Origin of the sequence: Eubacterium sp. 1001713B170207_170306_E7 (assembly GCF_015547515.1) — a bacterium.
Taxonomy (GTDB): domain Bacteria; phylum Bacillota; class Clostridia; order Eubacteriales; family Eubacteriaceae; genus Eubacterium.
In genome coordinates this window covers 865,058-891,203 of record NZ_JADMVE010000001.1, presented here as the reverse complement: position 1 = coordinate 891,203, position 26,146 = coordinate 865,058, and the positions used below count along the sequence as shown (strand labels likewise).

29 protein-coding genes are annotated in these 26,146 nt (G+C 48.2%); 11 read left to right on the top strand and 18 right to left on the bottom strand.

Annotation, left to right across the window (positions count from 1 at the left end; all coding sequences use genetic code 11):
- Positions 1 to 2: 2 nt before the first annotated feature.
- From I2B62_RS04395 to argC, 10 genes are all read right to left on the bottom strand, one after another.
- On the bottom strand, positions 3 to 320 hold the full coding sequence (locus I2B62_RS04395) for a V-type ATP synthase subunit F (protein ID WP_195267740.1): 318 nt from the start codon (positions 318 to 320) through the stop codon (positions 3 to 5).
- A gap of 9 nt (positions 321 to 329) precedes the next feature.
- Positions 330 to 1,301 carry a V-type ATPase subunit gene (locus tag I2B62_RS04390; protein ID WP_195267739.1) on the bottom strand — a complete coding sequence of 324 codons (972 nt, stop codon included), beginning with the start codon at positions 1,299 to 1,301 and terminating at the stop codon, positions 330 to 332.
- A 3-nt stretch (positions 1,302 to 1,304) separates the two neighbouring features.
- Positions 1,305 to 1,910 (bottom strand): V-type ATP synthase subunit E family protein, encoded by a 606-nt coding sequence (locus tag I2B62_RS04385; RefSeq protein ID WP_195267738.1) that lies wholly within the window; start codon positions 1,908 to 1,910, stop codon positions 1,305 to 1,307.
- 35 nt (positions 1,911 to 1,945) lie between these two features.
- On the bottom strand, positions 1,946 to 2,422 hold the full coding sequence (locus I2B62_RS04380; protein ID WP_195267967.1) for a V-type ATP synthase subunit K: 477 nt from the start codon (positions 2,420 to 2,422) through the stop codon (positions 1,946 to 1,948).
- A 10-nt stretch (positions 2,423 to 2,432) separates the two neighbouring features.
- Positions 2,433 to 4,307, bottom strand: coding sequence for a V-type ATP synthase subunit I (locus I2B62_RS04375; RefSeq protein ID WP_195267737.1), 1,875 nt, complete (start codon positions 4,305 to 4,307; stop codon positions 2,433 to 2,435).
- A complete protein-coding gene (locus I2B62_RS04370) occupies positions 4,304 to 4,612 on the bottom strand; it encodes a hypothetical protein (protein ID WP_195267736.1) in 309 nt (102 codons plus the stop codon). The genes I2B62_RS04375 and I2B62_RS04370 overlap by 4 nt, the downstream gene beginning before the upstream one ends.
- 256 nt (positions 4,613 to 4,868) lie before the next feature.
- Positions 4,869 to 6,053, bottom strand: a complete 1,185-nt coding sequence (locus I2B62_RS04365; protein WP_195267735.1) for an acetylornithine transaminase — start codon at positions 6,051 to 6,053, stop codon at positions 4,869 to 4,871.
- 25 nt (positions 6,054 to 6,078) lie between these two features.
- Complete coding sequence (gene argB, locus I2B62_RS04360) at positions 6,079 to 6,975, bottom strand: acetylglutamate kinase (protein WP_195267734.1); 897 nt, start codon at positions 6,973 to 6,975, stop codon at positions 6,079 to 6,081.
- Between the two features lie 35 nt (positions 6,976 to 7,010).
- A complete protein-coding gene (gene argJ, locus I2B62_RS04355) occupies positions 7,011 to 8,243 on the bottom strand; it encodes a bifunctional glutamate N-acetyltransferase/amino-acid acetyltransferase ArgJ (protein ID WP_195267733.1) in 1,233 nt (410 codons plus the stop codon).
- Between the two features lie 18 nt (positions 8,244 to 8,261).
- Complete coding sequence (gene argC, locus I2B62_RS04350; protein WP_195267732.1) at positions 8,262 to 9,302, bottom strand: N-acetyl-gamma-glutamyl-phosphate reductase; 1,041 nt, start codon at positions 9,300 to 9,302, stop codon at positions 8,262 to 8,264.
- Between the two features lie 351 nt (positions 9,303 to 9,653).
- Between argC and I2B62_RS04345 the strand changes: the two genes are divergently transcribed.
- From I2B62_RS04345 to I2B62_RS04335, 3 genes are all read left to right on the top strand, one after another.
- Positions 9,654 to 10,901 carry an argininosuccinate synthase gene (locus I2B62_RS04345; RefSeq protein WP_195267731.1) on the top strand — a complete coding sequence of 416 codons (1,248 nt, stop codon included), beginning with the start codon at positions 9,654 to 9,656 and terminating at the stop codon, positions 10,899 to 10,901.
- Positions 10,901 to 12,280, top strand: coding sequence for an argininosuccinate lyase (gene argH, locus I2B62_RS04340; protein ID WP_195267730.1), 1,380 nt, complete (start codon positions 10,901 to 10,903; stop codon positions 12,278 to 12,280). The genes I2B62_RS04345 and argH overlap by 1 nt, the downstream gene beginning before the upstream one ends.
- Positions 12,281 to 12,521: 241 nt before the next feature.
- Positions 12,522 to 13,412, top strand: a complete 891-nt coding sequence (locus tag I2B62_RS04335) for a MerR family transcriptional regulator (protein WP_195267729.1) — start codon at positions 12,522 to 12,524, stop codon at positions 13,410 to 13,412.
- 38 nt (positions 13,413 to 13,450) lie between these two features.
- On the opposite strand, the gene I2B62_RS04330 is transcribed toward I2B62_RS04335, so the two are convergent.
- Positions 13,451 to 14,125, bottom strand: coding sequence for a hypothetical protein (locus I2B62_RS04330; RefSeq protein WP_195267728.1), 675 nt, complete (start codon positions 14,123 to 14,125; stop codon positions 13,451 to 13,453).
- A 100-nt stretch (positions 14,126 to 14,225) separates the two neighbouring features.
- Positions 14,226 to 14,597 carry a metallopeptidase family protein gene (locus I2B62_RS04325; protein WP_195267727.1) on the bottom strand — a complete coding sequence of 124 codons (372 nt, stop codon included), beginning with the start codon at positions 14,595 to 14,597 and terminating at the stop codon, positions 14,226 to 14,228.
- Positions 14,598 to 14,699: 102 nt separating this feature from the next.
- On the opposite strand from I2B62_RS04325, the gene I2B62_RS04320 reads away from it, so the two are divergent.
- The 8 genes from I2B62_RS04320 to I2B62_RS04285 all read left to right on the top strand — a co-directional run bounded on the left by I2B62_RS04320 (position 14,700) and on the right by I2B62_RS04285 (position 20,587).
- Complete coding sequence (locus tag I2B62_RS04320; protein ID WP_195267726.1) at positions 14,700 to 15,185, top strand: prolyl-tRNA synthetase associated domain-containing protein; 486 nt, start codon at positions 14,700 to 14,702, stop codon at positions 15,183 to 15,185.
- Between the two features lie 18 nt (positions 15,186 to 15,203).
- Complete coding sequence (locus tag I2B62_RS04315) at positions 15,204 to 15,686, top strand: pyridoxamine 5'-phosphate oxidase family protein (RefSeq protein WP_195267725.1); 483 nt, start codon at positions 15,204 to 15,206, stop codon at positions 15,684 to 15,686.
- Positions 15,683 to 16,714: a low specificity L-threonine aldolase gene (locus tag I2B62_RS04310; RefSeq protein WP_195267724.1), complete on the top strand. Its 1,032-nt coding sequence runs from the start codon at positions 15,683 to 15,685 to the stop codon at positions 16,712 to 16,714. The genes I2B62_RS04315 and I2B62_RS04310 overlap by 4 nt, the downstream gene beginning before the upstream one ends.
- Positions 16,707 to 17,393 (top strand): hypothetical protein, encoded by a 687-nt coding sequence (locus I2B62_RS04305; protein ID WP_195267723.1) that lies wholly within the window; start codon positions 16,707 to 16,709, stop codon positions 17,391 to 17,393. Before I2B62_RS04310 ends, I2B62_RS04305 begins: the two co-directional genes overlap by 8 nt.
- Positions 17,394 to 17,485: 92 nt before the next feature.
- A complete protein-coding gene (locus I2B62_RS04300) occupies positions 17,486 to 18,298 on the top strand; it encodes an MBL fold metallo-hydrolase (protein WP_195267722.1) in 813 nt (270 codons plus the stop codon).
- Positions 18,299 to 18,302: 4 nt separating this feature from the next.
- Positions 18,303 to 18,839, top strand: coding sequence for a DUF1648 domain-containing protein (locus I2B62_RS04295; protein WP_195267721.1), 537 nt, complete (start codon positions 18,303 to 18,305; stop codon positions 18,837 to 18,839).
- Positions 18,840 to 18,841: 2 nt separating this feature from the next.
- Positions 18,842 to 19,531 carry a YjjG family noncanonical pyrimidine nucleotidase gene (locus I2B62_RS04290; RefSeq protein ID WP_195267720.1) on the top strand — a complete coding sequence of 230 codons (690 nt, stop codon included), beginning with the start codon at positions 18,842 to 18,844 and terminating at the stop codon, positions 19,529 to 19,531.
- 84 nt (positions 19,532 to 19,615) lie between these two features.
- Entirely contained in the window at positions 19,616 to 20,587 is a 972-nt protein-coding gene (locus tag I2B62_RS04285) for a response regulator transcription factor (RefSeq protein ID WP_195267719.1), read from the top strand.
- Positions 20,588 to 20,650: 63 nt separating this feature from the next.
- On the opposite strand, the gene I2B62_RS04280 is transcribed toward I2B62_RS04285, so the two are convergent.
- From I2B62_RS04280 to I2B62_RS04255, 6 genes are all read right to left on the bottom strand, one after another.
- The gene (locus I2B62_RS04280; RefSeq protein ID WP_195267718.1) at positions 20,651 to 21,292 is read right to left on the bottom strand and encodes a hypothetical protein; all 642 of its coding nucleotides are present in this window, start codon (positions 21,290 to 21,292) and stop codon (positions 20,651 to 20,653) included.
- A gap of 138 nt (positions 21,293 to 21,430) precedes the next feature.
- On the bottom strand, positions 21,431 to 22,261 hold the full coding sequence (locus tag I2B62_RS04275) for a transporter substrate-binding domain-containing protein (RefSeq protein ID WP_243259405.1): 831 nt from the start codon (positions 22,259 to 22,261) through the stop codon (positions 21,431 to 21,433).
- Positions 22,262 to 22,419: 158 nt separating this feature from the next.
- Entirely contained in the window at positions 22,420 to 22,668 is a 249-nt protein-coding gene (locus tag I2B62_RS04270) for a TIGR03905 family TSCPD domain-containing protein (protein ID WP_195267716.1), read from the bottom strand.
- Between the two features lie 749 nt (positions 22,669 to 23,417).
- Entirely contained in the window at positions 23,418 to 24,695 is a 1,278-nt protein-coding gene (locus I2B62_RS04265; RefSeq protein WP_195267715.1) for a HAMP domain-containing sensor histidine kinase, read from the bottom strand.
- Positions 24,682 to 25,365, bottom strand: a complete 684-nt coding sequence (locus tag I2B62_RS04260; RefSeq protein WP_195267714.1) for a response regulator transcription factor — start codon at positions 25,363 to 25,365, stop codon at positions 24,682 to 24,684. Before I2B62_RS04260 ends, I2B62_RS04265 begins: the two co-directional genes overlap by 14 nt.
- Positions 25,366 to 25,389: 24 nt before the next feature.
- Positions 25,390 to 26,145: an ABC transporter ATP-binding protein gene (locus I2B62_RS04255; protein ID WP_195267713.1), complete on the bottom strand. Its 756-nt coding sequence runs from the start codon at positions 26,143 to 26,145 to the stop codon at positions 25,390 to 25,392.
- Between the last annotated feature and the right edge of the window lies 1 nt (position 26,146).

Below are 26,146 nucleotides of genomic sequence, written 5' to 3'. Positions count from 1 at the left end.
GTTTATAAAATATCTGCGCCAATGGCTTTTTCAATGTTATCCTGAATGCCCTTCATGCCCAGGCCATTTGTTCCAAAACGGTTTGGAATCGGAATAATGGCTGGAAAGGGCTCGGTTTTGTATTTTTCGATGGCTTCCGGCACCAGGGCAGCGGCCTGTTCGGTAATGTAAATAACAGCAGTTTCTTCTTTGGCCAGCGTGTGGATGGCTTTTTCGATATCCCTTGCTGCATCGGCATAAACGGTACGAACCCCAAGCGCCTGGAAAACCATGATCGAATCCTGATCGCCGATAACGGCTAATTTAGCTTGTTCACTCATGATTTCCTCCTAAACAACGCCGAGTTCCGCCAGCGGTATTTTAATACCGGAGCGTTTACCCGCAAACATGACCCGCAGGGCCTTTCCCTCAGCCTGACGCTGGAACAGGTAGTTGGCAATAGGGCCAATGCTGAAGGAATCGCTTCTTCGCTCATGGATCATGTTAAAAGCCGCGTCCTCAAATTTCTGTTCCACCTCTGATAAATTGCCGTCCTGTGCATAGCGCTCAAGAACAGACTTGATCAGAATGCTGTGTTCCCCGTGTCCCAGCTGTTTTGCCAGCTGCTCGTTGGGAATATCCGTCGCGTCAAGCAGTGCCTTTTCTTCGATTTCACCGCCTGGTATTAAAAGGGGCTTTACCTTGAAGGTTCCCCAGTCCAGAACGTTGGCTCTGAGCACTGTCAGAATATTGGTAAAATCGATTTTCGCTTTGTAATATTTTTTCAACAGCTCGCTTGAATGCTTCTGCTGCGATAAGGTTTCTAAAATTTGTGCGTAAGCCGCATTATCAATGGTCACACTGATGACTCTGGGGTCGGTGACATCCTCGAGCCGCTTCAGCGGTTCTCTGAAGCATTCCGGCAGAAGTGTGTAATCGCCGTGCTCCAGTGCTTTCTGAAGGATATCCAGCGGAATACCGCCGCCTTCAAGCAGAAGGTTTTCGACTTCTACCCGCTGCAGCTGTCCTTTTAAAATAGCTTTGATATTATGGACATCTGTTGGGATGAGCAGAAGATCCGTCACCGTCTTATCCGGGGTGATCTCATTGATGAGATTCCGGGTTTTTGTCAGCTCTGCATCAATGAGATTATCGAGCTGGCTGTGATCCTTGGCTTCTGCGCCGTAGCCGATTTCGTCCAGAAGCTTGAGGGCTTCGGCTTCATCGGCCTCCCAGAGGCGGTTCCAGCGCGTCCGGTCGATAAGGCCTGCTTCCTGCACCTTGATACGCCCTATTGCATAGGGATAACTGGTTTCAGACATGGCCTACACCTCCACTTCAAAGAGCATTTCTGCAACCTCTCGCTCATATTTTTCGCGGGCGTCATCGATCAGTACATCGAAGGAGCCATTGACATCGCTCATTTCACCCACGAGCATAACGCCGGATTTAAAGGTAGCCGGTGTTTCATCTAAGGTCAGTTCCCCAACCTTTCCAGCATCCTTGAGGGCGGCATTCAGCTTATCCAGCAGGCCGTCCTTGTATCTTTGAAGATCCTTTGCGGGAACCTGCAGCTTTTCACTGCCGGTTTCCGAGCCGTTTACGACGATTTTTGTTACAAGCGCTTCATAACGGCTGTCGTCTAAGGCGTCGAGGTCTACTCTTGCTTTATCAAAAACTTCATCGATAACCTTGCGTTTGACAGCCAGAACATTTTTTCTGGAATCCAAACGGGTCATCAGCTGGCTTCTGCGGTGGATTTCTTCCACATCGGCCTTTTCTTTATTTTTCAGCGCGTTCAACGTCAGCTCTGTACGGCGCTCAATGGCGGCCACGGAGGACTGAACCCTTTCTGCCGTTTCCTGTTCGAGCAAAGCCACATCTTCATTGGCCTTTTCCAGGATTTTTTCAATAATTTTATCGGCACTCACACGCTTTCACCTCACTTTCACGTATTTTGCAGTTCTTATAACTGGATGCTGAAAATTAACAGGATGGATACGAGTAAGGCTAAGATCGCATAAGTTTCTACGATCGCGGTAATGGTGATCCCTTTTGCAAATGCGGTTTCATCCTTGGCGGTCATATGAATAGAGGCTGCCGCTGCTTTCCCCTGGGCGATACCAGACAGTAAACCGACGATCCCGATTGGGAAACCGGCTGCCAGGAAGGCCATCCCCTGATATAAGCTTAAATCAAGTGGTGTTCCGCCTAAAATACCAACCTGAACCATGATAAGAACCGCTGTCAGGAAACCGTAGATCCCCTGTGTACCCGGCAGAGCCTGGAGTACGAGCATTTTACCAAACATTTCCGAACGTTCTGCAACAACGCCTGCGGCGGCTTCGCCGCTGATCTGAACACCCTTGGCAGAACCAATACCTGCTAAACCGGCAGCGATTGCTGCACCAAAAATAGCTAATGCTAAACCTAAAGACATGATTTCATTCCTCCTAAACTTCTTTAGAATTGTCAATGACATCTATTGATTTTGTCTGAATTGCCAGTGGTTCGAAGTTATAACCACCGCCTTCATAAAATTTGTTAAAGAATTCAATATACTGGAGACGGCTGTCGTGTACATATGCGGACAGCAGGCTGATCGTAATATTGAAAACATGACCGATAAAGTAGATCACAAGGGATAAAATAAACCCGAGAATGTTGATCTGTACCATTCCGGCCAGAATATTCATAACCATGGCGATAACGCCGGTGGCCAGCCCTAAAGCAAGAATACGGGCGTAGGACAGAATATCACTCAGATAGCTGGTGACATCATAAAGCCCCATAATACCGCCGAAAGCCTTGCCGACAATATTTTTCTTTTCACGGCCTGCTGTAAAGAGGATAATGACCGCGCCCACAATGGCGAGTACCATTCCTACGGTTTTGGTCTGTTCTAAAAAGATCAAACCCGCACCGGAAATTAACAGCATCCAGCTGACCTGATCGAAGATCGCATCCAGCACATGGCCGGCGCGAACCTGCTCGACGATCTTGATAGCCATACCTGAGAAGATATGGAATACCCCGACCACCAGCGAGAAGATCAGCATCGCTACCGGATTATCCAGCGGCGAGAAGAGAATGGGATGGAAGGTTTCGCCAAAATAGCTGCCGAAAAGTATCCCAAAAATCATGGTTGTGATGCTGGAATAAAACAAAAGCGTGACCAGCATACCAAATTGTCCCTTGGGCTTTATGATTTTTTTCATGAGCCCAAAAACAATGGCCATGAGCGCCCCGTAACCAAAATCGCCCATCATCATCCCGAAGATTACCCAGAACCACGGTGCGGACACCGGTGTCGGGTCGATGGTGCCGGGTTTTGGCGGGGAATACATATCCGTAATGGACTCAAAGGGCTGCCAGAACTTTTTGTTTTCCAGCGCTGTCGGCGGCTGTTCGCCTTCCTCAGGGTCGCTGTATTCCAGATCGTATACATCTGTTACCTGACTGACGGCATTTTCAACCGTTTCCAGCCGGTCATTTCTTACCCAGCCTTCCACACAAACCGTTTCAACTGTTTCCATAAACCTGACAGACTGGCGTTCCTGCTCTGCCTTGTACTGCTCACTCAGGAGTTCAAGCTCCTGCTGGGATTCGGACAGTTCGGCCATCTGTTTTTCATAGGACTCAATATCCTTTTCCAGAAGCTCAATTTTTTCCTGATTGCGCTGACTGGTTTGAGACGCGGTTCCTGTTACTCTCGGAAGAGACGCCTCCACAAACCCCAGAACCTTGATGCTGTCTGAAAGGGCTGCATCGTCCTCCATAAAAGAGACAATCAGCGCTGCCTGACCTTCTGCGGTTTTGCCAAAGAGCTGAATTTCAGCATTATACCGGGCCACTGCGGCCACGATTTCTTCATGGACAAGAGGCGGTAGATAACCAATATGAAAATTGGTGTACTGCGTTGGCTTAAGGTCCTCGATGGGTACATCCATCGAAAGCCACGGCTCCAGCTGGGAGCACTCGGATTTCAGCGTCATAATCTCAGAATGTGCTGCTGAAAGCTTATCCGAGATCGCTGAAGTTTCCTGAACCAGGACTTCACCCTTTTCGTTACGGTGGATAAATTCATCATAGCCGTAAACGGGGCGGTCATTGAAAAAGCTTTTCTTTTTCTGATAGCGCTGCATAAACCGCAGCATAGCGTCTGCCTGCTGCACGTCTAAATCAATCTGTTCATTTTTTGCGGTTTGTTCTGTCTCTTCGTCGGGTGGAATAGCCATGAACTCACCGCACCTCTGAAGTGAAAGCAGAAGGGCTTCCTTATCTTCCTTCAGGGCAATGAGCTTCGCTTTTTTCATTGGAATAATCATTGCGTTTCTACCCTTTCCAAAATAAATTCAACCGCCTTCGGGACACGAGTCCTGGCCTTTTCAGCCATCTTCTCATCTGCGAGACTCGCATCGTGAAGGACGCGTTCCATTTCCTTTTCGGCCAATGCCTCCTCCTGCAGAAGAACTGCTTCAGAAGCTTCCTTGGCTTCAAGAATCAATGCGTCGCCCTTTTCCCTGGCTTCGGCCTCAGCCTGACGCAGGGTTTCACGCGCTTTTGCTTTTGCTTCAGAACGCATTTCTGCTGCACGTTCCTCAGCTTTGTTGATTGAATCCAGAATCGACATTTAATCACCACCTTTACTCTCAAATTCACACAAATTTCAGATTTTCTTTCAGATCGCTTTTATATTTATACCCAAATTCTTTCAGCAGCAAAAGAAATAACTGGATTCAAAAGCAATCTTTTTGTTGACGTTTACAGATTCGTTTTTGTAACGAAAGACAGATAACGTCTTTGGTACCCGTTCACTTCAAAAAAAAATTTAAAAGAAAACCCATGATAATATATTATCATGGGTCGGGATACTTTTCAACAAAAATTTATAGACATTCTCCAAAAATTTCGACTGCTTTGTCAATTTCTTCTTTATTAATAATTAATGGGGGAACAAATCTTATGGCATCACTGCCCGCTCCTACTAAAAGAAGTCCTTTTTCCATCGCTTTGTTTATAATTTCGCCAGTTGGGACAGAAACAGCCACGCCAACCATCAAGCCCATCCCCCGCACATCGGTAATGCAGGTATGTTCTTTTTTGAGTACACGCAGCTTTTCCATGAGGTAACTTCCCTTTTCAGCTACTTCATCGAGGAAGCCGTCACCGGTAAGCACGCTTAATACATAACGGGAAGCGGCTGAGGCCAGCGGATTACCCCCAAAAGTGGAGGCATGGGTGCCGGGGGTGAAAACCTGAGCCACCTTATCGCAGGCGATGATCCCGCCCATTGGGAAGCCGCCCGCAATGCCCTTGGCCATACAGACGACATCGGGCTTCAGGTTGTAGTGCTGGTAAGCAAAGAACTTTCCGGAACGGCCCATGCCACACTGCACTTCATCAAAGATCAGGACGAGGTTTTCATCGTCACAGAGCTTGCGGACTGCCTGTAAATATTCATAATCAGCCGGATAAATACCGCCTTCACCCTGGATGGGCTCAAGCAGCACTGCGCAGGTTTTATCGGTCACAGCGGCTTTTAAGGCGTCAAAATCATTGAAGGGGACATGTGAAATGCCCGGCAGCATGGGGTCCAGACCCTTATGGTATTTTTCCTGGCCTGTGGCTGTGATGGCGCCGTAGGTGCGGCCATGGAAGGAATGATCCATGGCAATGATCTCAACCGCGTCTTCACTTTTAAACTGTTTGGCGTAAATACGCGCAAGCTTTAAGGCCGCCTCATTGGCTTCTGCGCCGCTGTTGCAGAAAAACACCTTATCCAGCCCGCTGGCCTTTACCAGCATTTCAGCCGCGTCGATCTGAGGCCCGGTCCAGTACAGGTTGGAAACATGCATGATTTTCTGGCACTGGTCCGCGATGGCGGCGTTAAGGTCCGGGTGGTTATGCCCCAGACAGTCCACCGCAATCCCGGCCACACAGTCCAGGTATTCTTTTCCATTCACGTCTTTTAAAACACAGCCATTACCACTTTCAAAGGCAATGGGAAACCGGGCATAGGTGGGCATTATAACCCTTTCCGCCCGTTTAATCAGCTCTTCACTTTTACTCATGTCTTTATCTCCTAAATGTTCATTTTTATGCTTGTGTCAGCGAATGGCGGATCATTGTTCCACAGCCCGCAGCGGTAAAGAGTTCGAGCAGCAGAGAGTGCTCAACCTTACCGTCCAGGATATGGACAGAATTGACCCCGGAACGAATCGCATCCACAGAATTTTCAACCTTCGGAATCATACCGCCGGATATAATTCCCTCTTCAATGAGCCGTTCCACCTCGTCCACGTCCAGCCGGCGGATAATGGAGTCCGGATCGTTGGCATCCATGTAGACACCGTCCGTATCAGTCAGGTAAACCAGCTTTTCAGCTTTCAATTCCTTGGCAATGGCATAGGCCACATGGTCGGCGTTGATGTTGTAGCTCTGTCCGTTTTTGTCACTGCCGATGGGGGCGATAACAGGGATATAATCGCTTTTGAGCAGTGTCTGGAGAAGATCGCTCTTCACCTTGACGATATCCCCCACAAAGCCGATGTCCAGACCGTTGACAAATTTCTTTCTTACCTTGAGCATACCGCCGTCCTTGCCGGAGATGCCCACCGCAGTGATATCGCGGTCCTCCAGAAGCTGGACAATTTCTTTGTTGATTTTACCGGAGAGCACCATCTCCGCCACCTCGATGACATCATCATTGGTGACACGCAGGCCATCGATGAACTCGGTCTGGATATCCAGATTATTTAAGAATGCGGAGATATCCTTGCCGCCGCCGTGCACCACAATGGGGCGCAGGCCGACCAGCTTCATAAGGGCAATATCGTCCATAACGGATTTTTTAATATCATTGTCATACATAAAGCTGCCGCCGTATTTGATGACCACTGTTTTCTTTCTGAATTGCTTGATATAGGGCAGCGCCTCGACCAGGATATTGGCTTTTTCGATATACTGCGCCATGTTCTGTGTGTTATCTGACATTTTTACTTCCTTCTCTGATTGAATGTTTGTATGAATTAAGAACGGTAATCGCCGTTGATTTTGACATAATCGTAGGATAAATCGCACCCCCAGGCAGTCGCTTTATCCTCACCCTCTTTGAGGGTTACCATGATGGAGATTTCCTTTTCGGACAGCACCTTTTTGGCCATATCCTCATCAAAGGCAATGGGGACGCCTTCGTTCAGAAGCGTGATCATACCGGCGCCGCTGAAGAAAACCAGGGATACCTTAAGCGGGTCGAAAACGACCCCGGAGGCTCCGAGTGATGAAAGCACACGGCCCCAGTTGGCATCCTCGCCGAAGAGTGCTGTCTTTACCAGACTGGATTTAATAACAGCCTTTGCCAGCGTGCGGGCATCTTCATCTGTCGCCGCACCGGAGACAGTCACCTCTACAAATTTGGTAGCGCCCTCCCCATCACGGATAATGGATTTCGCAAGGTGCTCATTCACATAATAAAGGGCTTCGCTGAACACCGAAAAATCCTGTGAAGTTACATCATTAAGGGTAATTTCCTTGTTTCCGGCCTCACCGCTTGCCATTACGACCACGGTGTCGTTTGTGCTCATATCCCCGTCTACGGACATCATGTTGTAGGTATCCTGGGTGATTTTAGCGAGCAGCTTCTGGAGGCATTCCGGCTCAATGGCGGCGTCGGTCGTGACATAGGAAAGCATGGTGGCCATATTTGGGCAGATCATACCCGAGCCCTTTGCCATTCCGCCGATATGAACGGTTTTACCGTCCAGTTCAATTTCCACCGCAATAGTCTTGGTGCTCAGGTCTGTGGTGATAATGCCGTGTGCCGCGTCATCTGCGTGCTGTATATCATCACCGAGCGCGTTCACCAGAGACTGCACCCCCTTTAAAACCTTGTCGATGGGCATCACTACGCCGATAACGCCGGTGGATGAAACCAACACATCCTGTGTGCTTACACCAAGCAGCTCAGCCGCTACGCCGGCGGTCTGTTCCACATGGCGCATGCCGGTTTCTCCGGTACAGGCATTGGCGTTTCCGCTGTTGACCACGACCGCGCGTTTGTAAGGCGATTCGATCATGACGGATTTATCCCATTGCACAGGCGCTGCCTGAACCATGTTGGAGGTAGTCATTATGGCTGTTGCCGCGGGCTTGTCCGCAACCAGCAGCGCCATATCCTTATTTCCATTATCCTTTATACCGGCGGCAATGCCGGCGGCCTTAAAGCCTTTTGCGGCCAGAACGCCGCCATCAATTATTTTCATGTTTTATTCCTTTCACCATTAAACCGGAAAATCGGTAATAAAGTCGATTCCTGTTTTTTCATCAAAGCCAAACATGAGGTTCATATTCTGAACCGCCTGTCCGGCCGCGCCTTTTACCAGATTATCTATGGCCCCCACGACAATCACGCGGTTTGTACGCTGATCAACCTTCAGCCCGATATCACAGTAATTTGAGCCTTTTACCCATTTGGTTTCCGGGAGCTTATCCTCCGTCAGACGTACAAAGTACTCATCCTTATAGAAGTCACGGTAAACCTGTCTCAGGCTTTCTTCATCCATATCGGTGGTCAGATTGGCGTAGCAGAGGGCCAGAATCCCACGGTTCATGGGTGTGAGGTGCGGTGTGAACAGCAGCTTCAGGTCTGTGCCTGAAAGCAATCCCAGCTCCTGCTCGATTTCCGGCGTATGGCGGTGTGAGCCGACCTTATAGGCCTTGATGGATTCGTTCACCTCACAGTAGGAAAAGGCAGTGTCACTGCTTCTCCCTGCTCCGGTAACGCCGGATTTTGCGTCGATGATAATGCTCTGAGGGTCAACCAGCTGGTTTTTAAGCAAAGGCGCCAGGCTCAGAATGCTGCAGGTGGTATAGCAGCCTGGGTTGGATAACAGCCGCGCCCCCCGGATGTCCTCACGGTGCAGCTCACACAGGCCGTAAACAGCTTCCTTCAGCAGATCCTTATTATAATGGTTGACTTTGTACCACTGCTCATAAATGTCCACATCCTTGAGACGGAAGTCTGCGCCGAGATCAATGATCTTTGTTTTTTGGAGGACCTCTTCGGTTACCTGCTTTGAGGCGATGCCGTGGGGCAGCGCCATAAAAATCACGTCGGATTTTTCGACCAGCTCGTCCATATCCGCTGTTTCGCATAGAGCGTCTGTCACATTTTCATAGTTTCTGTAGATATCTTTTAAAGGCTGTCCCGCAAAGCTTCTTGAGCCAACGGATACGACTTCCACCTCTGGGTGTCGGTAAAGTATTCTGAGTAATTCCTGCCCGGCATAGCCGGTTCCGCCGATAACTGATGCTTTAATCATAAAATCTCTCCAATTTTAGGTTTATTTTTTATTATACAAATGGTACAATAAATTTTCGATAAATCATTAATAATGAACAATTAATGCAGATCAGTTTATTTTAAACCGAAGTCCTTAATTATTAATTGTTAATGATTCATATATAAAATAGCTTTTATGAAAACTATTTTGTAATTATACCCCTAATCATTTGAATATTCAAGCACTTTTTATGAATATTTATGAATAATTTACGCATATTTTTTCAAATATACCTTGCAATTTCGGTTTTAGTATTGTATAATCATTCACAGATTGTAAGGAAACGCAAGAATAAATCAAATGAAAACAATTAAGAGGAGGCACAGTTTTATGAGTGCAAAAAAAGTTATTTTAGCCTATTCAGGCGGATTGGATACCACCACCATTATTCCATGGTTAAAGGAAACCTATGATTATGAAGTTATCTGCGTATGCGTCGATGTTGGTCAGGGTAAGGAAACCGAAGGTCTGGAAGAACAGGCTTTATCCTCCGGCGCCAGCAAGTTATATATCGAAGATGTTACCGATGAGTTTGTTGAAGAATACTGCTGGCCGGCACTCAAGGCTGACGCGGTCTATGAGAAGAAATACCTGCTGGGGACATCCCTCGCCCGTCCGCTCATCGCCAAGGTGTTAGTAGATATCGCCCATAAGGAAGGTGCGGAAGCCATCTGCCACGGCGCTACCGGTAAAGGGAACGACCAGGTTCGTTTTGAACTGGGGATCGGCGCTTTAGACCCGCAGCTTAAAATCATCGCGCCATGGCGGATCTGGGATTTACAGTCCCGTGAGGACTGCATGGATTTCTGTATCGAGCACGATATTAAAGTCAGCATGAGCCATGACCAGAGCTACAGCCGTGACCGCAACCTGCTGCACATCAGCCATGAAGGCCTGGAGCTTGAAGATCCTTCACTGGAACCAAAATACGACCATTTATTAAAATTAACCAAGACTCTGGAAGAAGCCCCGGACACTCCGGAAGAAATCGAAATCGAATTTTTAAACGGCGAACCCATTAAGATTAACGGCGAAGCCATGAGCCCGCGCAAAATTCTTGAAACCTGTAATGAAATCGGCGGACGCAATGCCATCGGCGTGGTTGACCTCATTGAAAACCGTGTGGTTGGCATGAAATCCCGCGGTATCTATGAAACCCCAGGCGGCACCATCCTGTACCGTGCCCATGAAGAGCTGGAGCATATGTGCCTGGACCGTGAAACCTTTGCCTTTAAACAGCAGGCCGCTGTTAAGTTTGCCGAAATCACCTACAACGGCCAGTGGTTTAACCCGCTGCGCGAAGCCTTATCCGCTTTTGTGGATGAAACACAGAAAACCGTTACCGGTGTTGTAAAATTGAAGCTGTACAAGGGCAACTGTATCCTGACCTCTGTCTCTTCCCCCTACTCCTTATACAACGCAGAGATCGCAAGCTTTACCACCGGGGATTTATATGATCACAAGGACGCCGAGGGCTTTATCCATCTGTTTGGCCTGCCGCTTAAGGTTCGTGCCCTCATGCGTATGAGCCACGAAGAAAAGGAAAAAGAAGCAGAAGCAGAAAAGGAAAATAAATAATGAGTAAAATGTGGGGCGGTCGATTTAATAAAGGAACAGACGCGTTAACGGACGATTTCAATTCCTCTATTTCTTTCGACCAGCGTTTATACAAACAAGATATAAAGGGCAGCATCGCCCATGCAAAGATGCTCGGGAAACAGGGAATCATCTCTGTCCCCGAGTCTGAATTAATTGTCAAAACCCTGGGTGAAATTTTAGAGGATATCGAAGCCGGAAAAATTGACTTCTCCGTCGATATGGAAGATATCCATATGAACATTGAATCCATACTCACCGAACGCATCGGTGAAACCGGGAAAAAACTGCATACCGGCCGCAGCCGTAACGATCAGGTTGCCACCGATATGCGTCTTTACGTTAAGGACATTTCCATGGAGCTCAAGGATCTGATCCGGAATCTGGGCCTTACACTGCTGGATATGGCCAGCAAGCACACCAAAACCATCATGCCGGGTTACACCCATCTGCAGCGCGCGCAGCCCATCACCTTTGCCCATCACCTCATGGCTTATGTCGAAATGTTCAGACGCGACATGAAGCGCCTTGACCAGGTTTATGACATGGCGGATACGCTCCCCCTTGGTTCCGGCGCTCTGGCCACCACCACCTACCCGCTGGACCGCTACTATGTTGCCAGTGAGCTGGGTTTTAAAAATGTATCCATGAACAGCCTTGACGGCGTGTCTGACCGGGACTTCTGTATTGATTTTCTGGAAGCCGTGTCTGTTTTTATGATGCATCTGAGCCGTTTTTCGGAAGAAATTATTCTGTGGTGTTCTTCAGAATTTAACTTTATTACACTGGACGATGCCTTCTCCACCGGCTCCAGCATTATGCCCCAGAAGAAAAATCCGGATATCGCGGAGCTGGTCCGTGGCAAAGCAGGCCGCACCTACGGTGACCTGCTGGGCTTTTTAACCACCATGAAGGGGATTCCTCTGGCCTATAATAAGGATATGCAGGAGGATAAGGAGCCCGTTTTTGACGCCTACGACACCGCTAAAATCTGCGCCATTACCTTTGAGAAAATGATCGGCACCATGACGGTTAACGGTGAGGTGATGCGCAAATCAGCCGCGGGCGGCTTCTCCAACGCGACTGACGCCGCAGACTGGCTTGTGAAGCACGGCGTGGCCTTCCGTGACGCCCACGCCATTATCGGAAAGCTGGTTTTCTATGCTTTGGAAAAGGGCAAAAGCCTGGATGAGCTGACACTGGAAGAATACAATGCCGTCGATCCGGTTTTCGACGAAAGCATTTACGAGGCCATCGACCTGCAGACCTGCGTTAATCAGCGCGATATTATCGGCGGTCCGGCAGAGAGCACGATCCGCCGCGCCATCGCTGTCAACCGGAGCCTTTTTCAGAAAGCTTAAACAAATCAACAATAAAAAACCAGGTACACAGCGGTAAGGCTGTGCACCTGGTTTTTTCGCATCGTTCTTTTAAGAGGGACTTGCCGTATCAGGAAATTTCGGACGCGCCGGTACAGCCGACAACATTCCCGCAGCATGGACAAAGGTTTTGTGGTGTCTGTATGATATTTTCCTTGACTGTGCCCCAGGGGGCTGCCTTACAATAAAGAAAAGGCCCATTCACAAAACAGGAGGAATACACATGCAAATCAAGGAGGCGTGCGGAAACTGCCATCTGACTAAAAAATCAATCCAATATTACGAGGATAAAGGCTTGATTTCACCCCGAAAGCTCGAAAATGGCTATCGGGATTACAGCATGGAGGATATTCGGACGCTCAAAGAAATCTTTGTACTCAGACGGCTTGACCTGAATGTCCGGGAGATCAAAGGCATCTTAGAGAGCACCGATAAACAGGCTGCCCTTAAGAAATACCAATATCTGGCAGATTTAAAGCAGGACCACCTTAAAACTCAGCGGGCGTCAGTCATGAAGCTTATTGCGGACGATGATATCGAGAAAGCGTTTCAGATTCTGCAAGCCTCTGAAAACCAGTGGTATACAGTCAAAGAGCGGCTTTTGTTCTCTTTTCCAGGGAATTATGGCCTGTTTATCGCACTGCATTTTGGAAAATTTCTCAACGGAAGAATTGATACAAAAGAAAAGGAATCTGCCTATCGTGCAGTGATTGAGTATCTGGACAGCGTCGAGCTTTACCTGGATCCTGAGCTTTCAGTCTGTCTGGAGGAAATAACCAGTGTCATGGATCCCGAATTGATGGCGACAGAAACAAGCCAGGCGTTAGACACAGCCTGTCAGGACATCGATGCCTATATGGCTCAAAACGGCGAAGCCATTGCCGCTTATTTCGAATATAAAAAAACCGACGCCTTTAAAAACAGTTTGGCAGGGCGTCTTGAACGCAGTCTTCTTGATTTTCAAAATAAAAGCGGCTACCTGAAAAATTTTATTCGCAATATGGAGATACTCAGCCCTGAGTATCAGACTTATCTTGCACAGCTGGAAAAAGCGAATGAATTGTTTATGGAAAAAATTCCGGAAGCCAAAGACTTGTACAGCGACAAAATATAAAACAAGCACGGCACATTTTTGCGCCGTGCTCATTATTTTTAAAAGCCAAGAAATACAATTTCGGACAATGCCGTATCGTATTCGCCGTCCTCAGGACCGGAGTAGGTATCCTCAATGGTAAAGCTCAGGGTATCGCCGCCGTGGACAGTTACCACTTCGGGTAACATAAAATACTGCGCGCCCCGGTCATTTTCCAGCTGCAAGGTGCAAAGTGGTGACCCGTCATACAGGTGTACCTTTAAGAGGCGGACACGCCCGTTTTCGGCAAATGCCTGGTCACTTTTGCAATATCCGTTTCGGATGAGAAAGCCTTTCATTTCCATGCTGTGGGCCGGCGTGATTAAAAGCCGTTCCCCTACACCAGAGCCAGACGCGCCTTCGACCCATGCTGTATCAAGGCTGTTATCCTTTAAATTTTCAGCGCCGTAGGAAATACCGGCCATCGGTGCCTTGGTTGAGGAAGCGCTGATCTGGTAGTCCTGTGTTCTCGGAATATTTTCTCCGCCAGAGGCCGCCCGCAATGTGCCGTAATCCTCATAGGCTTTGGCAGAGCCGGTATCCATTTCTGAGGCGGCAGTGGGCTGGACTGTAGCGGTGGGAGTTGGCGATTCTGCCTTCTCCTTTCCCTTGCTGCCATCAGTATAAATATTGACACAACCCGAAAAACAAAGACAGGCCGCCAAAATAAGCGCCGTTGCCGTTAACCTTTTCATTTCTGGTCCTCGCTTTCAAAAGTTTTTCTTTTTTTCATCATAGCACCTTTTTAAAGTCCTTGCAACTAAAAAATGAGCACGGCACATTTTTGCGCCGTGCTCATTTCTTTCGGTTCTCGTACGCTTCCATCTGCATGCGGTCTGCAATTTCAAGATCACGCATACCGGCCCGGGATTCCATATGGTGCCGGAACTCATGCCGCAGTGTTTTTTCCATCTGCTTTTTTAAAGCCTCGTCACTCAGGTAACCGTATACCCGCTCAAAGGATCCATAATAAATGACAATATAGCGCCCCATGATCGAATCGCGGTGATACTCCCCCATGATATAGAGGTCGTCCCCTGTGGCCTTGGGGTGGCGTTTGACTTCCGGCAAAAGCAGAATGCCCCCATTCAGCTCTTCGTAAAAAGCCGGCGGCAGTGTATTGGCAATGGCGTCCAGTGTTGTTTCAAATTGATCAATATCCATCATTTTATCCGCCTCCCTTCTTCAAATGCCATTTTGTATTCTTTACGGCGGTTCTTTAGTATGGTATAGTAAGACTATCATACCATGACATAAGGAGACCATCAAATGAATTGTGAAGAAACCTTAAATAAGCTGGATACTCTGGGCATTACCTATGAAAAAACAGACCACCCCGCTGTCTATACCATTGACGAGATGGATAATCTGGGCATTACGCTTAAGTGCAATGTCGTTAAAAACCTGTTTTTGCGCGACGCCAAAGGAAAACGCCATTTTCTCGTAGTGCTTGACAAGGATAAAAAAGCGGATCTGGCAGGAATCCGTGAGCAGCTGGGCTGCTCCAAACTCAGCTTTGCCTCAGAGGATCGCCTCATGAAGCATCTCCAGCTGACAAAGGGCGCGGTGACGCCACTGGGTGTATTCGGCAACCCTGAGGCCAATGTAGAGGTGGTTCTGGATAAGGATCTGGTGGGCTGCCCAAACCTTGGCGTACACCCCTGCGACAATACGGCAACGGTTATCCTCAGTTATGAGGATCTTATGAAATGCATTGAGGACAATGGCAACAGCATTGTTTTATTAAATATATAAAAGAAAGGCGGCGACACAATGCGTAAAGCAAATCGAGAAATTAAAGACGAACAGCTCATGCGGCAGATCCTGGAAACAGCGGATACCTGCCGTCTGGCATTAAACACCGGCGGGGCACCTTATATTGTTCCGCTCAGTTATGGATATACCCTGGAGGGCGGTGCGCTAACCCTCTTCTTTCATTGTGCCGATGAAGGCCGCAAGCTTGAGCTCATGGCCGGCGATAACCGGGTTGGATTTGAGCTGGACTGTGGACAAAAGCTGGTCACCGGGCCCAAAGCCTGTCATTACTCTACTCAGTTCATGAGTATCGTAGGATGGGGACTTCTGGAAAAGGTGACTGATTCTGACGCTAAAAAGACCGCTCTCAGCCACTTAATGCGCCATTACAGCGGCCGTGACGACTGGGATTTTGATGAAAAGGTGCTGAGCCACACCGCCGTTTTAAGGCTGGCAGTCCATGAATTTACTGGCAAGGCTAACCGAAAGGAGCGCGTATGATTCTTTTCAGCAGTGACTATTGTGAGGGGGCACATCCGAGAATTCTGGAAGCGTTAGCCCACACCAATTTTGAGCAGACCGAGGGTTATGAGGAAGACCCCCATTGCGACAACGCGCGCGCGTTAATCAAAAAAGCCATCGGCTGTCTGGCCTGCGATATCTATTTTTTATCTGGCGGTACCCAGACCAACATGGCTTTTATCGCCCATGCGTTAAAGCCCTGGCAGGCAGTGATTGCCGCTGAAACCGGCCATATCTGCACCCATGAGACCGGCGCCATCGAGGCGGCCGGGCATAAGATTATCACCATGCCGGCAGAGGACGGCAAGCTGACCCCGCAGTTAATCCAGTCGGGGGTTGATGCCCACACCGATCACCATATGGTCGCGCCCAAAATGGTTTACCTGTCCGATTCCACAGAAATCGGCACGGTTTATACAAAGGCTGAGCTGACCGCCATACGGCGTGTCTGCGACCAAAACAGCTTGTATCTTTATGTGGACGGCGCGCGCCTATCCTCTGCCCTTACAGCACCCGGAAACGATCTGGCGCTGTCTGATTTTCCGGAGCTCTGCGACGCCTTTTATATCGGAGGCACGAAATGCGGCGCCCTGTTCGGCGAGGCGCTGATCCTTGTCAACCCGGCGCTGGCGGAGGATTTTAATTTTACGCTGAAGCAGCGCGGCGGCCTTTTTGCCAAAGGGCGTATTCTTGGCATTCAGTTTGAGGAGCTTTTTAAAGACGGGCTTTATCTGGAACTTGGCGCTCACGCCAACGCGCTGGCCGCCCGGCTGAAGGCAGCCTTTGAGGACAAGGGCTTTCCCTTCCTGGTCGACTCCCACAGCAACCAGATTTTTCCGATACTGCCCAATGAGCTGATCACTGCGCTGAGAGAAAAAATCTCCTTCAGAGATCAGGAAGTTATCGACGATGGACATACCGCTGTGCGGTTTGTAACCTCCTGGGCCATGACCGATGCCATGGTGGACGTGTTGATAGAGGCTTTAGACAGGCTGTGCCATGAATAAATTACATCTGGCCTTCAGGGTATTCCTTCTGGCCACTGGCGTTATGGCGCTTGTAATCCGCCTCTCCACCCTGGTGGTGGATACCGCGCTGTCCATTGACTTTACAGGCTTTCAGACCTTTGCCCTTGTGAGCTTTGCCCTGTATGCGGCTCTTGCGGTTATCACGCTGGTTCTGTCCTTTTTATCGCTGAAAAAGACAAGCGGCTCGGCCATCCCGGGCCAGATCCTGTACATCGCCTGTCTGTTTGTGCTGCTGGCCGTTGTTTTAAACATGCCCGCCTTTTTTAAAGCCGCCACTTTAGACTTCTCCAGCGCTTCACCGGCATTTGTGGCGGTCAATTCGCCGTTTCTTTTTAATTACGGAAAGGGCTTTGGCAGTATCGCCATCGGTGATTTCACCAATTACTTTTTAGGCCTTGCCATAACGGTCAGTATGGTCATGGGCATTATCGCGCTGGCGCTTCTGGTGCGCTCCGCCAGAGAGACCCGCGGCTCTGTACGTTCCTCTCTGGGCGGCAAAACAGCGCCGCCGTCAATGCGTTATTCCAGGCCGGGCAGAACCGCGGATTACCGCCGGCCACGCGCGGCTGCAAAACGTGTGAGCTCTGAGGGGCAGGTGGACATATTTGACAGCAGCAATGTATTTTTTTCGCGTCACACCGAGGATGATATCTTTTAATCCTGATTTCTGTATTCTAAGTTAAAGGCATTGCGGAGTCAATGCCTTTTCTTTATAATAAGATTAAATGAATCCTGAAAGGAGTCTTTTATATGAAACTGACCGTACTTGTTGATAATCATACCAGCATCGACCATTACTACCTGGGTGAGCCAGGCCTGTGTTACTATATTGAGGACGAGGGCTCGCGCTTTCTTCTGGATACAGGCTATTCAGATATTTACATCGAAAACGCCAGACGCCTCGGCATTGATTTGTCAGCCATTGACACCATCGTGCTCTCCCACGGCCACAACGACCACACCGGCGGACTTCCAGCCTATTTTGATCATTTCGACAATCCCGGGCTTAAAATCATCGCCCATCCCGAGGCCCTGTCCGAAAAACAGTTTGACGGCGAAAGCATCGGGATCACCCTGTCTGAGATGACCCTGCATGAAAAAAGCCAGCTGATTTTAACCAAAGCGCCCTACAAGGTCAGCCCAAATTTTACTTTTTTAGGTGAAATTCCTCAGCTTATGGATTTCGAGCCGCGAAAGGCCATTGGAACCACCGGAGGAGAAAGCTGTAAAGATAATTCCGACTTTCTTTTTGACGATTCTGCGCTGGTCTACACCACGGCGGCAGGCATCTATATTGTGACAGGCTGCTCACATTCCGGGATCTGCAACATTGTAGAACACGCCAAAGCTGTTGCGGGCGACAGCCGGGTGCTTGGCATTATCGGGGGCTTTCATTTGTTCAAGCTGGGCGAACAGGTCGACCAGACAATCCAGTATTTTAAAGACAACCATATCGAAAGCCTGCTTCCCTGCCACTGCACCTCTTTCCGGGTAAGGGCCGCCATCCATCAGGCCGTTCCGCTTAAGCGGGAGGTTGGTGTCGGGCTGACCCTGGAGTGGTGAGGCCATGGACGATAAAGTTCGCTGGACCATCAGCCAGAAAATTCTGCTGGCCCTTACGCTGATCAGCTTTTTCGGGATGATCATTTATCTGATTGTCTGCTGGGACCAGATTCCTGAACGGCTGATCTCAAAATTTAACGCTGAGGGTGAGGTGATCCGCTACAGTAAAAAAGCCTTTACGCTGGTACCCATGATCATGATCGAAAGCATTATGTTTGTAATCATCACCATCATCAGCTTTTTTCCAGCGGCGGTCACAAATATCAATGCCACCAGGCACATTGAGGATGGCCTGAACATTTACAACGCATCCGCTTTTGAGCGCATACGCCTCTTGACACGCACCATTATCCTCATTGCGGACCTGCTTTTTGTCAATCTTTTTAACACCATTTTTCTGTCCATGATTTATTCGGGCGATGTTATGGTGCAGAACAGAGTAACACTCTATATTATTATTGGTTTTGCAGTTTTGCTTGCCGCTGCCATTCTTTTTTATTATTTTCGCCTGCGGCAGATTATGAAAGGACATTCACGCTGAACATGAAAAAATACACGACGCTTCTGTTTGATGCCGACGGCACGCTGATGGATTTTAAAAAAACAGAGGCCCAGGCTCTGGACCAGACCTTTAGAAAATATGGCGTTCATCCGACAAGGGAGATTCTGGACCTTTACGCGGACATCAACCACGGCCTCTGGAAAGATTTTGAGCATGGGCTGATTGACAAGGATACGCTGGTTACCAGCCGCTTCCGGCTTTTATTTCTTGAGCTCGGGCTGGATATTGACGGCGATGCCTTTGAGGCCGATTATCAGCCGGCTTTGGGACGGGGGGCCTTTCTCATTGACGGGGCCTATGACCTCTGCCGTGCTTTAAAGCCGGATTTCAGGCTGTATATTATCACGAATGGTGTTTCGAGCACCCAGTACAGCCGCCTCTCAGCCACCGGCCTTGACAAGCTCATGGACGGTGTCTTTGTCTCTGAGGATGCCGGGGCGCAAAAGCCTCAGAAAGAATTTTTTGAGTATATGGCCGCCCGTATTCCCAGCTACAATCCAGCCGAGTCGCTGGTCATCGGAGACTCCTTGACCTCTGATATTCAGGGCGGCATAAACGCCGGTATTGATACCTGCTGGTATAATCCGGGCAGGGAGAAAAACTCCCTTGGCATTCATGCTGATTACGAAATACACACGCTCGGGGCGTTACCCTCCCTGTTAAAAAGTTAAGAATCAGTGCAAGTAAAATCAAGCGGCGGACGCTCACTTTCCCTATAATAAATGTAGAGCGGTTGAAACGAGGTGAACGGAAGAATGTACGAGTGGCAAAAGCAAATTCAGATAATTGTTGATGAAATTGATCAGTGCATTAAAAACTATAACGACGAGGCTTTGACCTTACGTTTTCTTTCACAAAAGCTGGGATATTCCGAGTTTTATACAACGAGGAAATTCAAAGAAATATCCGGTATGGCGTTCAGGGATTACCTGAGGCACCGAAAATTGGCTTTTGCGCTGAAAGAGGTTCGCGACAGTAAAAAAAACATTTTGAATATTGCTTTTGATTACGGATTTTCTTCACACGAGGCTTTTACCAGGGCTTTTAAAAAAACGTATGGTATCACGCCAAGTGCATACCGGAAAAACCCCAGACTGGTCGTTCTCCGCACAAAGCTAACCCCTTTTGACCGCTACTTTTTAGGATTTGGAGAGATCGGTATGGTAAAATCTACAGAGGATATTAAAATTTATTTTGTAACCATCTCAGCGCACAAGTTTTTGCATATAAAAAACAGTGAGAGCAATGGTTATTGGGATTTTTGGGAAAAGCAGCGTCTTATTCCAGGACAGGACTGCGAAACAATCTGCGGCTTACTCGACAGCATTAAGGGAAAATTAGATGATGACGGCGGCAGTGAAACAAACAGCGGCAGCGGCCAGATTATGGCCTATATCAATGACCCGGCGGGCCGGCTCTGCGACTGGGGCTTTCCGCGTACGGAGTGCTACGGTGTGCGGCTTCCCATTGACTACAAAGGCGAGGTGCCGCCGCAAATGCTTATGATTGACGTGCCCGAGGCTGAGTACATTGTTTTTGAGCACGGCCCCTTCGATTATGAGCAGGAAAACCGTACCGTGGAGGAGAAGATTGAAAAGGCCATGTCCAATTTTGATTTTAAAGGTACCGGCTACTGTTTTGATACCTCCCCTGACCGAATCATTTATCTGTATTACAATCCGGAACAGTTCTGTAAATATGTCAGACCTGTGCGGAAACAGGCATAAAAAACGCCGGCCTCCGATGTTATGCGAAGCGCCGGCGTTTTTTATCATATTATCCGTTATTATTTAGTTTTGCTGGCTTTTCAGACTGTCCTTGATGGCGTTCATGATGTCTGCGCTCATAATATTGCCGAAAACAGCGTTGACGGCACCTGTATCCATGTTTACCATCCATTTGCCATTTTCCTTCACCACAGGAAGATCGAGCTCATTGGTCACGGTTTTTCCCTTGGCTTCCTTTACCAGGTTTAAAAACCGGTCTTCAGAGGGATCCTCGCCGATCAGTTTATTGATCACCTGGGACAGGTCGCGGTTCGTTACCTGAACCTTAACCGTTGCCTGGTCGCCGTTTGTCTGGCTCTCGAGGATCTTATAGGAAAAATCCTCAGTCAGGTTTGTAAGAAGCTCCTGAGACTCAGGGTCCTGGGCATCGGTAAGCAGCTGATTATCATTTGAGGTCAGACCGCTCAGTGCCCCGAATTCCCCGCCGAGGCTTATCTTGATATTTTCGTTCAGGGTTTTTGCGTCCTTGTCTTTAAACGCGTCAAAAACGATTTTTACTGTCCCCTCTGGTGTCGATGGATCTGCGGTTACTTCCATACCGGGGGTATCGCCTGTCTGTGCCGGGGCGTTCTTTTTTGCGCAGGCGGTCAAAGAGAAAACCATGAGCGCCGCAATGGCAAAGGTTAAAATTCTTTTTGCTTTCATTATTTGTACTCCTCCTTATCATTTGTCTCTATTCTACCAGAATTCTCCAGAAAAAGCTTAGAATTTCAGATTTCTTCAGAATTCTTTAGAAATGAATTCGGAAATAAAAAAGAGCCCGGAGGCTCCTTTTAAGGCAATCTATTCAATGACTTTTAAGTCCATGTTGATGTTCTGTGTAACATCTTTTTTAAACCATTTCTGGGAGAGCTCAGCCAATTTGCCGTTGTCTCTTAATTTTTGCAGTGTTTCATTCATTTTTGCTGCAAATTCAGTATCGTTTTTACGCATGGTCACACCAATCGGTTCATTGGATAAAATATCAGAAGTAACGCTGTAAACATCAGGCTTCAGACCGGTATAAAACTGACCGACGGGCTGGTCTGTCAAAATATAATCAATGGTCTTTCCTTCCAGAGCCGCAAAGGCATCGAGCATGGCGTCAAATTTGTTCAGGTTCATGGTATTTCCGTCATTGTCGATCATGGCCTGTGCCGCGATATCGGCAGTGGTTTCGATCTGAACGCCGACTTTTTTACCCTTCAGGTCTTCCGCTGTTTTAGCCGGTGTTTCGTCATTTCTGGATACGATAACGATCCCGTTTACCATATAAGGATCAGACATGCTGAAACCATTCTGGCGGTCCGGAGTAATGCTGGTTCCTGAAATAATGGTTTCATACTGGTTTGCGTTCAAGCCGTTAAAAATACCATCCCAGGCAGTGTCTACCCATTCAGCCTTAACACCCATTTCTTCGGCGATGGCGTTTCCAAGGTCGATGTCAAAACCGATCATTTCATTATTTTCGTCACGGTATTCCAGTGGAACATAGGTTGCGTTTGTACCAATTTTTAATACACCGTCAGCCAGAGGATCTTCGGCCTGTTTCTTTTCACCGCCACTGCAGCCTGCCAGTGTCAGGGATGCCGTGAGCAGCAGCGCTACGGAAGCGCCGATAAGTTTCTTATTCATTTTCATTTCTCTCCTCCTAATGATTTTAAACTCAAGTCCTATTATACAGCATTATGCATAATAATTCAAGCAGATAAGCTGATGACGGATTCAAATGAATAAAAGTACCCTGATTATACGATTGTATACAATGTTTTTAACAGTTCTTAACTTAAGGCCTATGCCTGTTCAAGCGCTTCCAGGGCTTTGGAAAGCTGGTCGGGGCACGAAGTGGTTTTATAGCCGCAGGTGATGCCCTTTAGCTTTGGAATGACCTCCTCGACCCGTAAGCCTTCTACCAGGGCGGCGATTCCCTTGGCATTACCATTACAGCCTCCCAGAAACTCAAGATTCTTAATGATGCCGTCCTCCACTTCAAAAGTGATGGAGCGGGAGCATACGCCCTGTGTCGTATATTCGTATCGCATGATAATCTCCTTTTAGTTTAAAAAATTCCAGAGATAACCTTACCACAAAATATTTTTTTTGACAAGCGCCTGCGTCCAAAAGAAAACACAAAAAATAACTAGAACCGATCTGCCCTTTTATTTACGTCTGGCAAACCGGCTCTAGCGTTCAATCTCGGTTAGCATGTCTTTTGGACTCACTCCCTTCAATTGGCTTTCAAATCTCAAAATCTTCATTTGTTGTTAAGTAAACACCATCCCAACCTTATTCCCTATTCAATTGTAATGCTCTACTCGTATTTTTCAGTTTATCCTGTGTCTATCTTTATCATTTATCTTTGTGAGACGCCTTACTCAACAACTTTCACATTTAAGACTCGATATGCTATAAATATAATACTCATTGTCCTTCAGATTTGTCTGCACACGCTTTAAAGGCTACCTACTAAATTACTTTCGATTATCCGTTTCAATCCATTATTCAACCGAAACATTAACGATAATTTGTGTAAAATAATGATGATCAAAATATATGATGAACGTGTCCTACTGTTTTATAATAAATTATTGTTTCCGAGTAAGCCACTGTTGCTCTTTATAGTTTAATCCTTGGTCGTTGGGACTTATTTACTTTTCAATGACCTTCCAAATCTGTCATTTTCAACTTTTGTTGATCTTGATCTTTGATTTGTCTATATTATAATACGATTACATGCAAATGTAAAGGTTTTTCTTGTAACAAATTTGTAAAATTAAGAAATATTTAATTCCTACGAAATCTTGAGAATGAGTGTAAAGGCCATGCCGTTTTCCAGAATCTCAGCGGTAAGCTCCCCTTCCATTTGTCTGAGGTAGGTTCTGCTGATGTACAGCCCCAGCCCGTTTCCAGTCTGGCCCTGCACATTACTGCCTCTCCAGAAGCTGTTAAAGAGGCTGGTGATCTCATTTTCACGAACCGGTCTGCCGGAATTCTGGATACGGATGAGCTCATGCCCTTCTTCCTGCGCGCACTTTATCTGAATTTCCCGGCCGTCTCCGTATTTTACAGCATTTTCAACAATATTTTCGATCACCTCTGTCAAACGCTCGGGGTCTCCGTACACCAGGCGGTTTTCATCACATATCATCTTAAAGAGAATATGCCGCTGTTCCATCTGGCGGTGCAGGCCATCTCCGAGCCCTTTCATAAAATCGCCCACATAAAAATCCCGGTTACAGATCTCAGCTTCACTTATCGCCTCCGATGAGCTTTTGATAATCTCATCAACCAGTCCCTCAATCTGCACCACCTTAGCCTCAATTAACCGGGCACATTCGTCCTGTTTTTCCGGGGTCTGGTACAGGTGGGTGTAAAGGGCGCTGGCATAAAGGCGGATAGCGGCCAGTGGCGTACGGATATTGTGAGAGAGAGAAGCTACCAGGGTTTTGCGGTCCCGCTCAAGCTTCAGACGCTTCTGCCGCTCGTCACCAAGCGTTTCCCGCAACATATCAAGTCCCCAGATGAACCGTCCGAAATACCGGTTTTTTTCTTCCTTAAGGCCTTCACTCAGCTTTCCCTTTGCCAATGCTTCAGGAAGACTTGAAGCCCGGTTAAAAGGCTTCAGTATTTTCTGGCCGACATAAATAAGCGCGCTCAAAGCAATCAGCGTGAGCAGCGCCATACAGACAACCGCTGTTTTTAAAAGCCGGTAGAGACTGCTCTGCTCAGGTGTGTAGGTAAACCGCGCATAGCCAGCCAGAACCCCGTCGCGGTAAACGGGCATTATCTTATAATCCCCGTTCATACCAGCACCGGTAAAAAAAGACGCGGTCTCCTGTTCGTCTGCCCCTTCCGGCAGCCAGTCACAGGTTTTTACCCGTTTCATCTGAGGGAGCATCGTGCTTATGGCGCCCTCGTCTGCCGAGAGTGCGTCCGTCAGGCGGTTGATCTCGATCAGGTATTCCCGGCTGCTCTGCTCGAACGAACGCCGTGCCTCCAAGGCTAAAAGGATAACAGCCGCCATTCCCGCGAAAAATACCGCAAAAATCAAAAGTCTATAATGTCTCATAGCGATAGCCTACGCCCCAAACCGTCTTGATGCGCCGGGGATTTTTGGGATCTGCTTCAATTTTTTCGCGAAGCTTGCCGATATGCACTGTTAAGGTGGAGGGCTCGCTGAAGCAGTCCACACCCCATACCTTATCAAAAATCCAGTCCTTTTGCAGGGTTTTCCCGGCGTTTTCCAAAAGCAGCACCAGAAGTTCATATTCTTTAAGGGTTATGTCGAGGGGCGCCCCCTTCAGGCACACTGTACGGGAAGCGGTGTCAACCACCAGGTCCTTATCGCGTAAAAGCGGGTTTTCCGCCCGGTTCCCATAGCTGCGGCGCAGCTGGGATTTTATCTTGGCCAGAAGCAGGCCGATGGAAAACGGCTTACCCATATAATCATCCGCGCCCAGGTTAAGACCTGTGATCTGGTCATCATCGCCGCTGCGGGCGCTGATGATAATCACCGGCAGATTCTGGCGGCTCCGGATTCTTGTGCACACGGTAAAACCGTCGATATCCGGCAGCATAATGTCCAGCAGTACCAGCTTTACCGCAGCGTGCTCAAGATAAGCCAGTCCCTGCTCACCGGCAGTACACCATTTAACCGGATAACCCTCCCGTTCTAAAAAGTCTTTTATGATTGAGCCCAGGGCTTTGTCATCCTCAATGAGCAGAATATCCGTTTCCATATGTCCTCCTTTATTTCTCTGTTTTTACCATCCCATATCCATGAGCCAGTGGTTTAGGCCGCGCTCACGATCTTTTGCACAATCAGGTGCTTTGGGCAGATGGTATTCGCCGTTGATGTTTCCATCTCTTATGTAAAGTACCCGGTCCGCCCGGGCCGCAACGGCCGGGTCGTGGGTCACCACCATGAGCGCGGTTCCCTGGGCGTTCACCTGATCGAGTACATTCATTACCTCTCTCGCCGCCCTTGAATTAAGGGCGCCTGTTGGCTCGTCCGCAAAAAGAATTTTTGGCCGGTTGATGAGCGCGCGGCAGATACAGGCTCTCTGAAGCTGGCCGCCGGAGGTTTCAGAAATATCATTGTCGGCGAGCTCGATGATGCCGAGCTGCTTCATAAGCACATCGGCATCGGCGTTTATCTCCGGCCGGCTGCGCTTATTCGCCATATAAGCGGATAAGATGATATTATCATAGATAGACAGGTTTTTCAAAAGATACATCTGCTGAAAGATAAAGCCCATCTCCGTGAGTCTGAGAGACGCCATGGCTTCCTCGTTCATGGATGAAAGCCTCCGTCCATCAAACGTAATTTCTCCGGCTGTCAGCCGGTCCATGCCGCTGACCGTGTAAAGCAGCGTAGATTTTCCGGAACCGGAAGGCCCCATCACCGCGGTGTATTCCCCTTCCCCAATGCTCAGATTTACGTTGCGCAGCACATTGTTCTGCTGCTTATTGACAATATAGGTTTTACAGAGGTCCCTGACTTCGAGTAATGTTTTCATA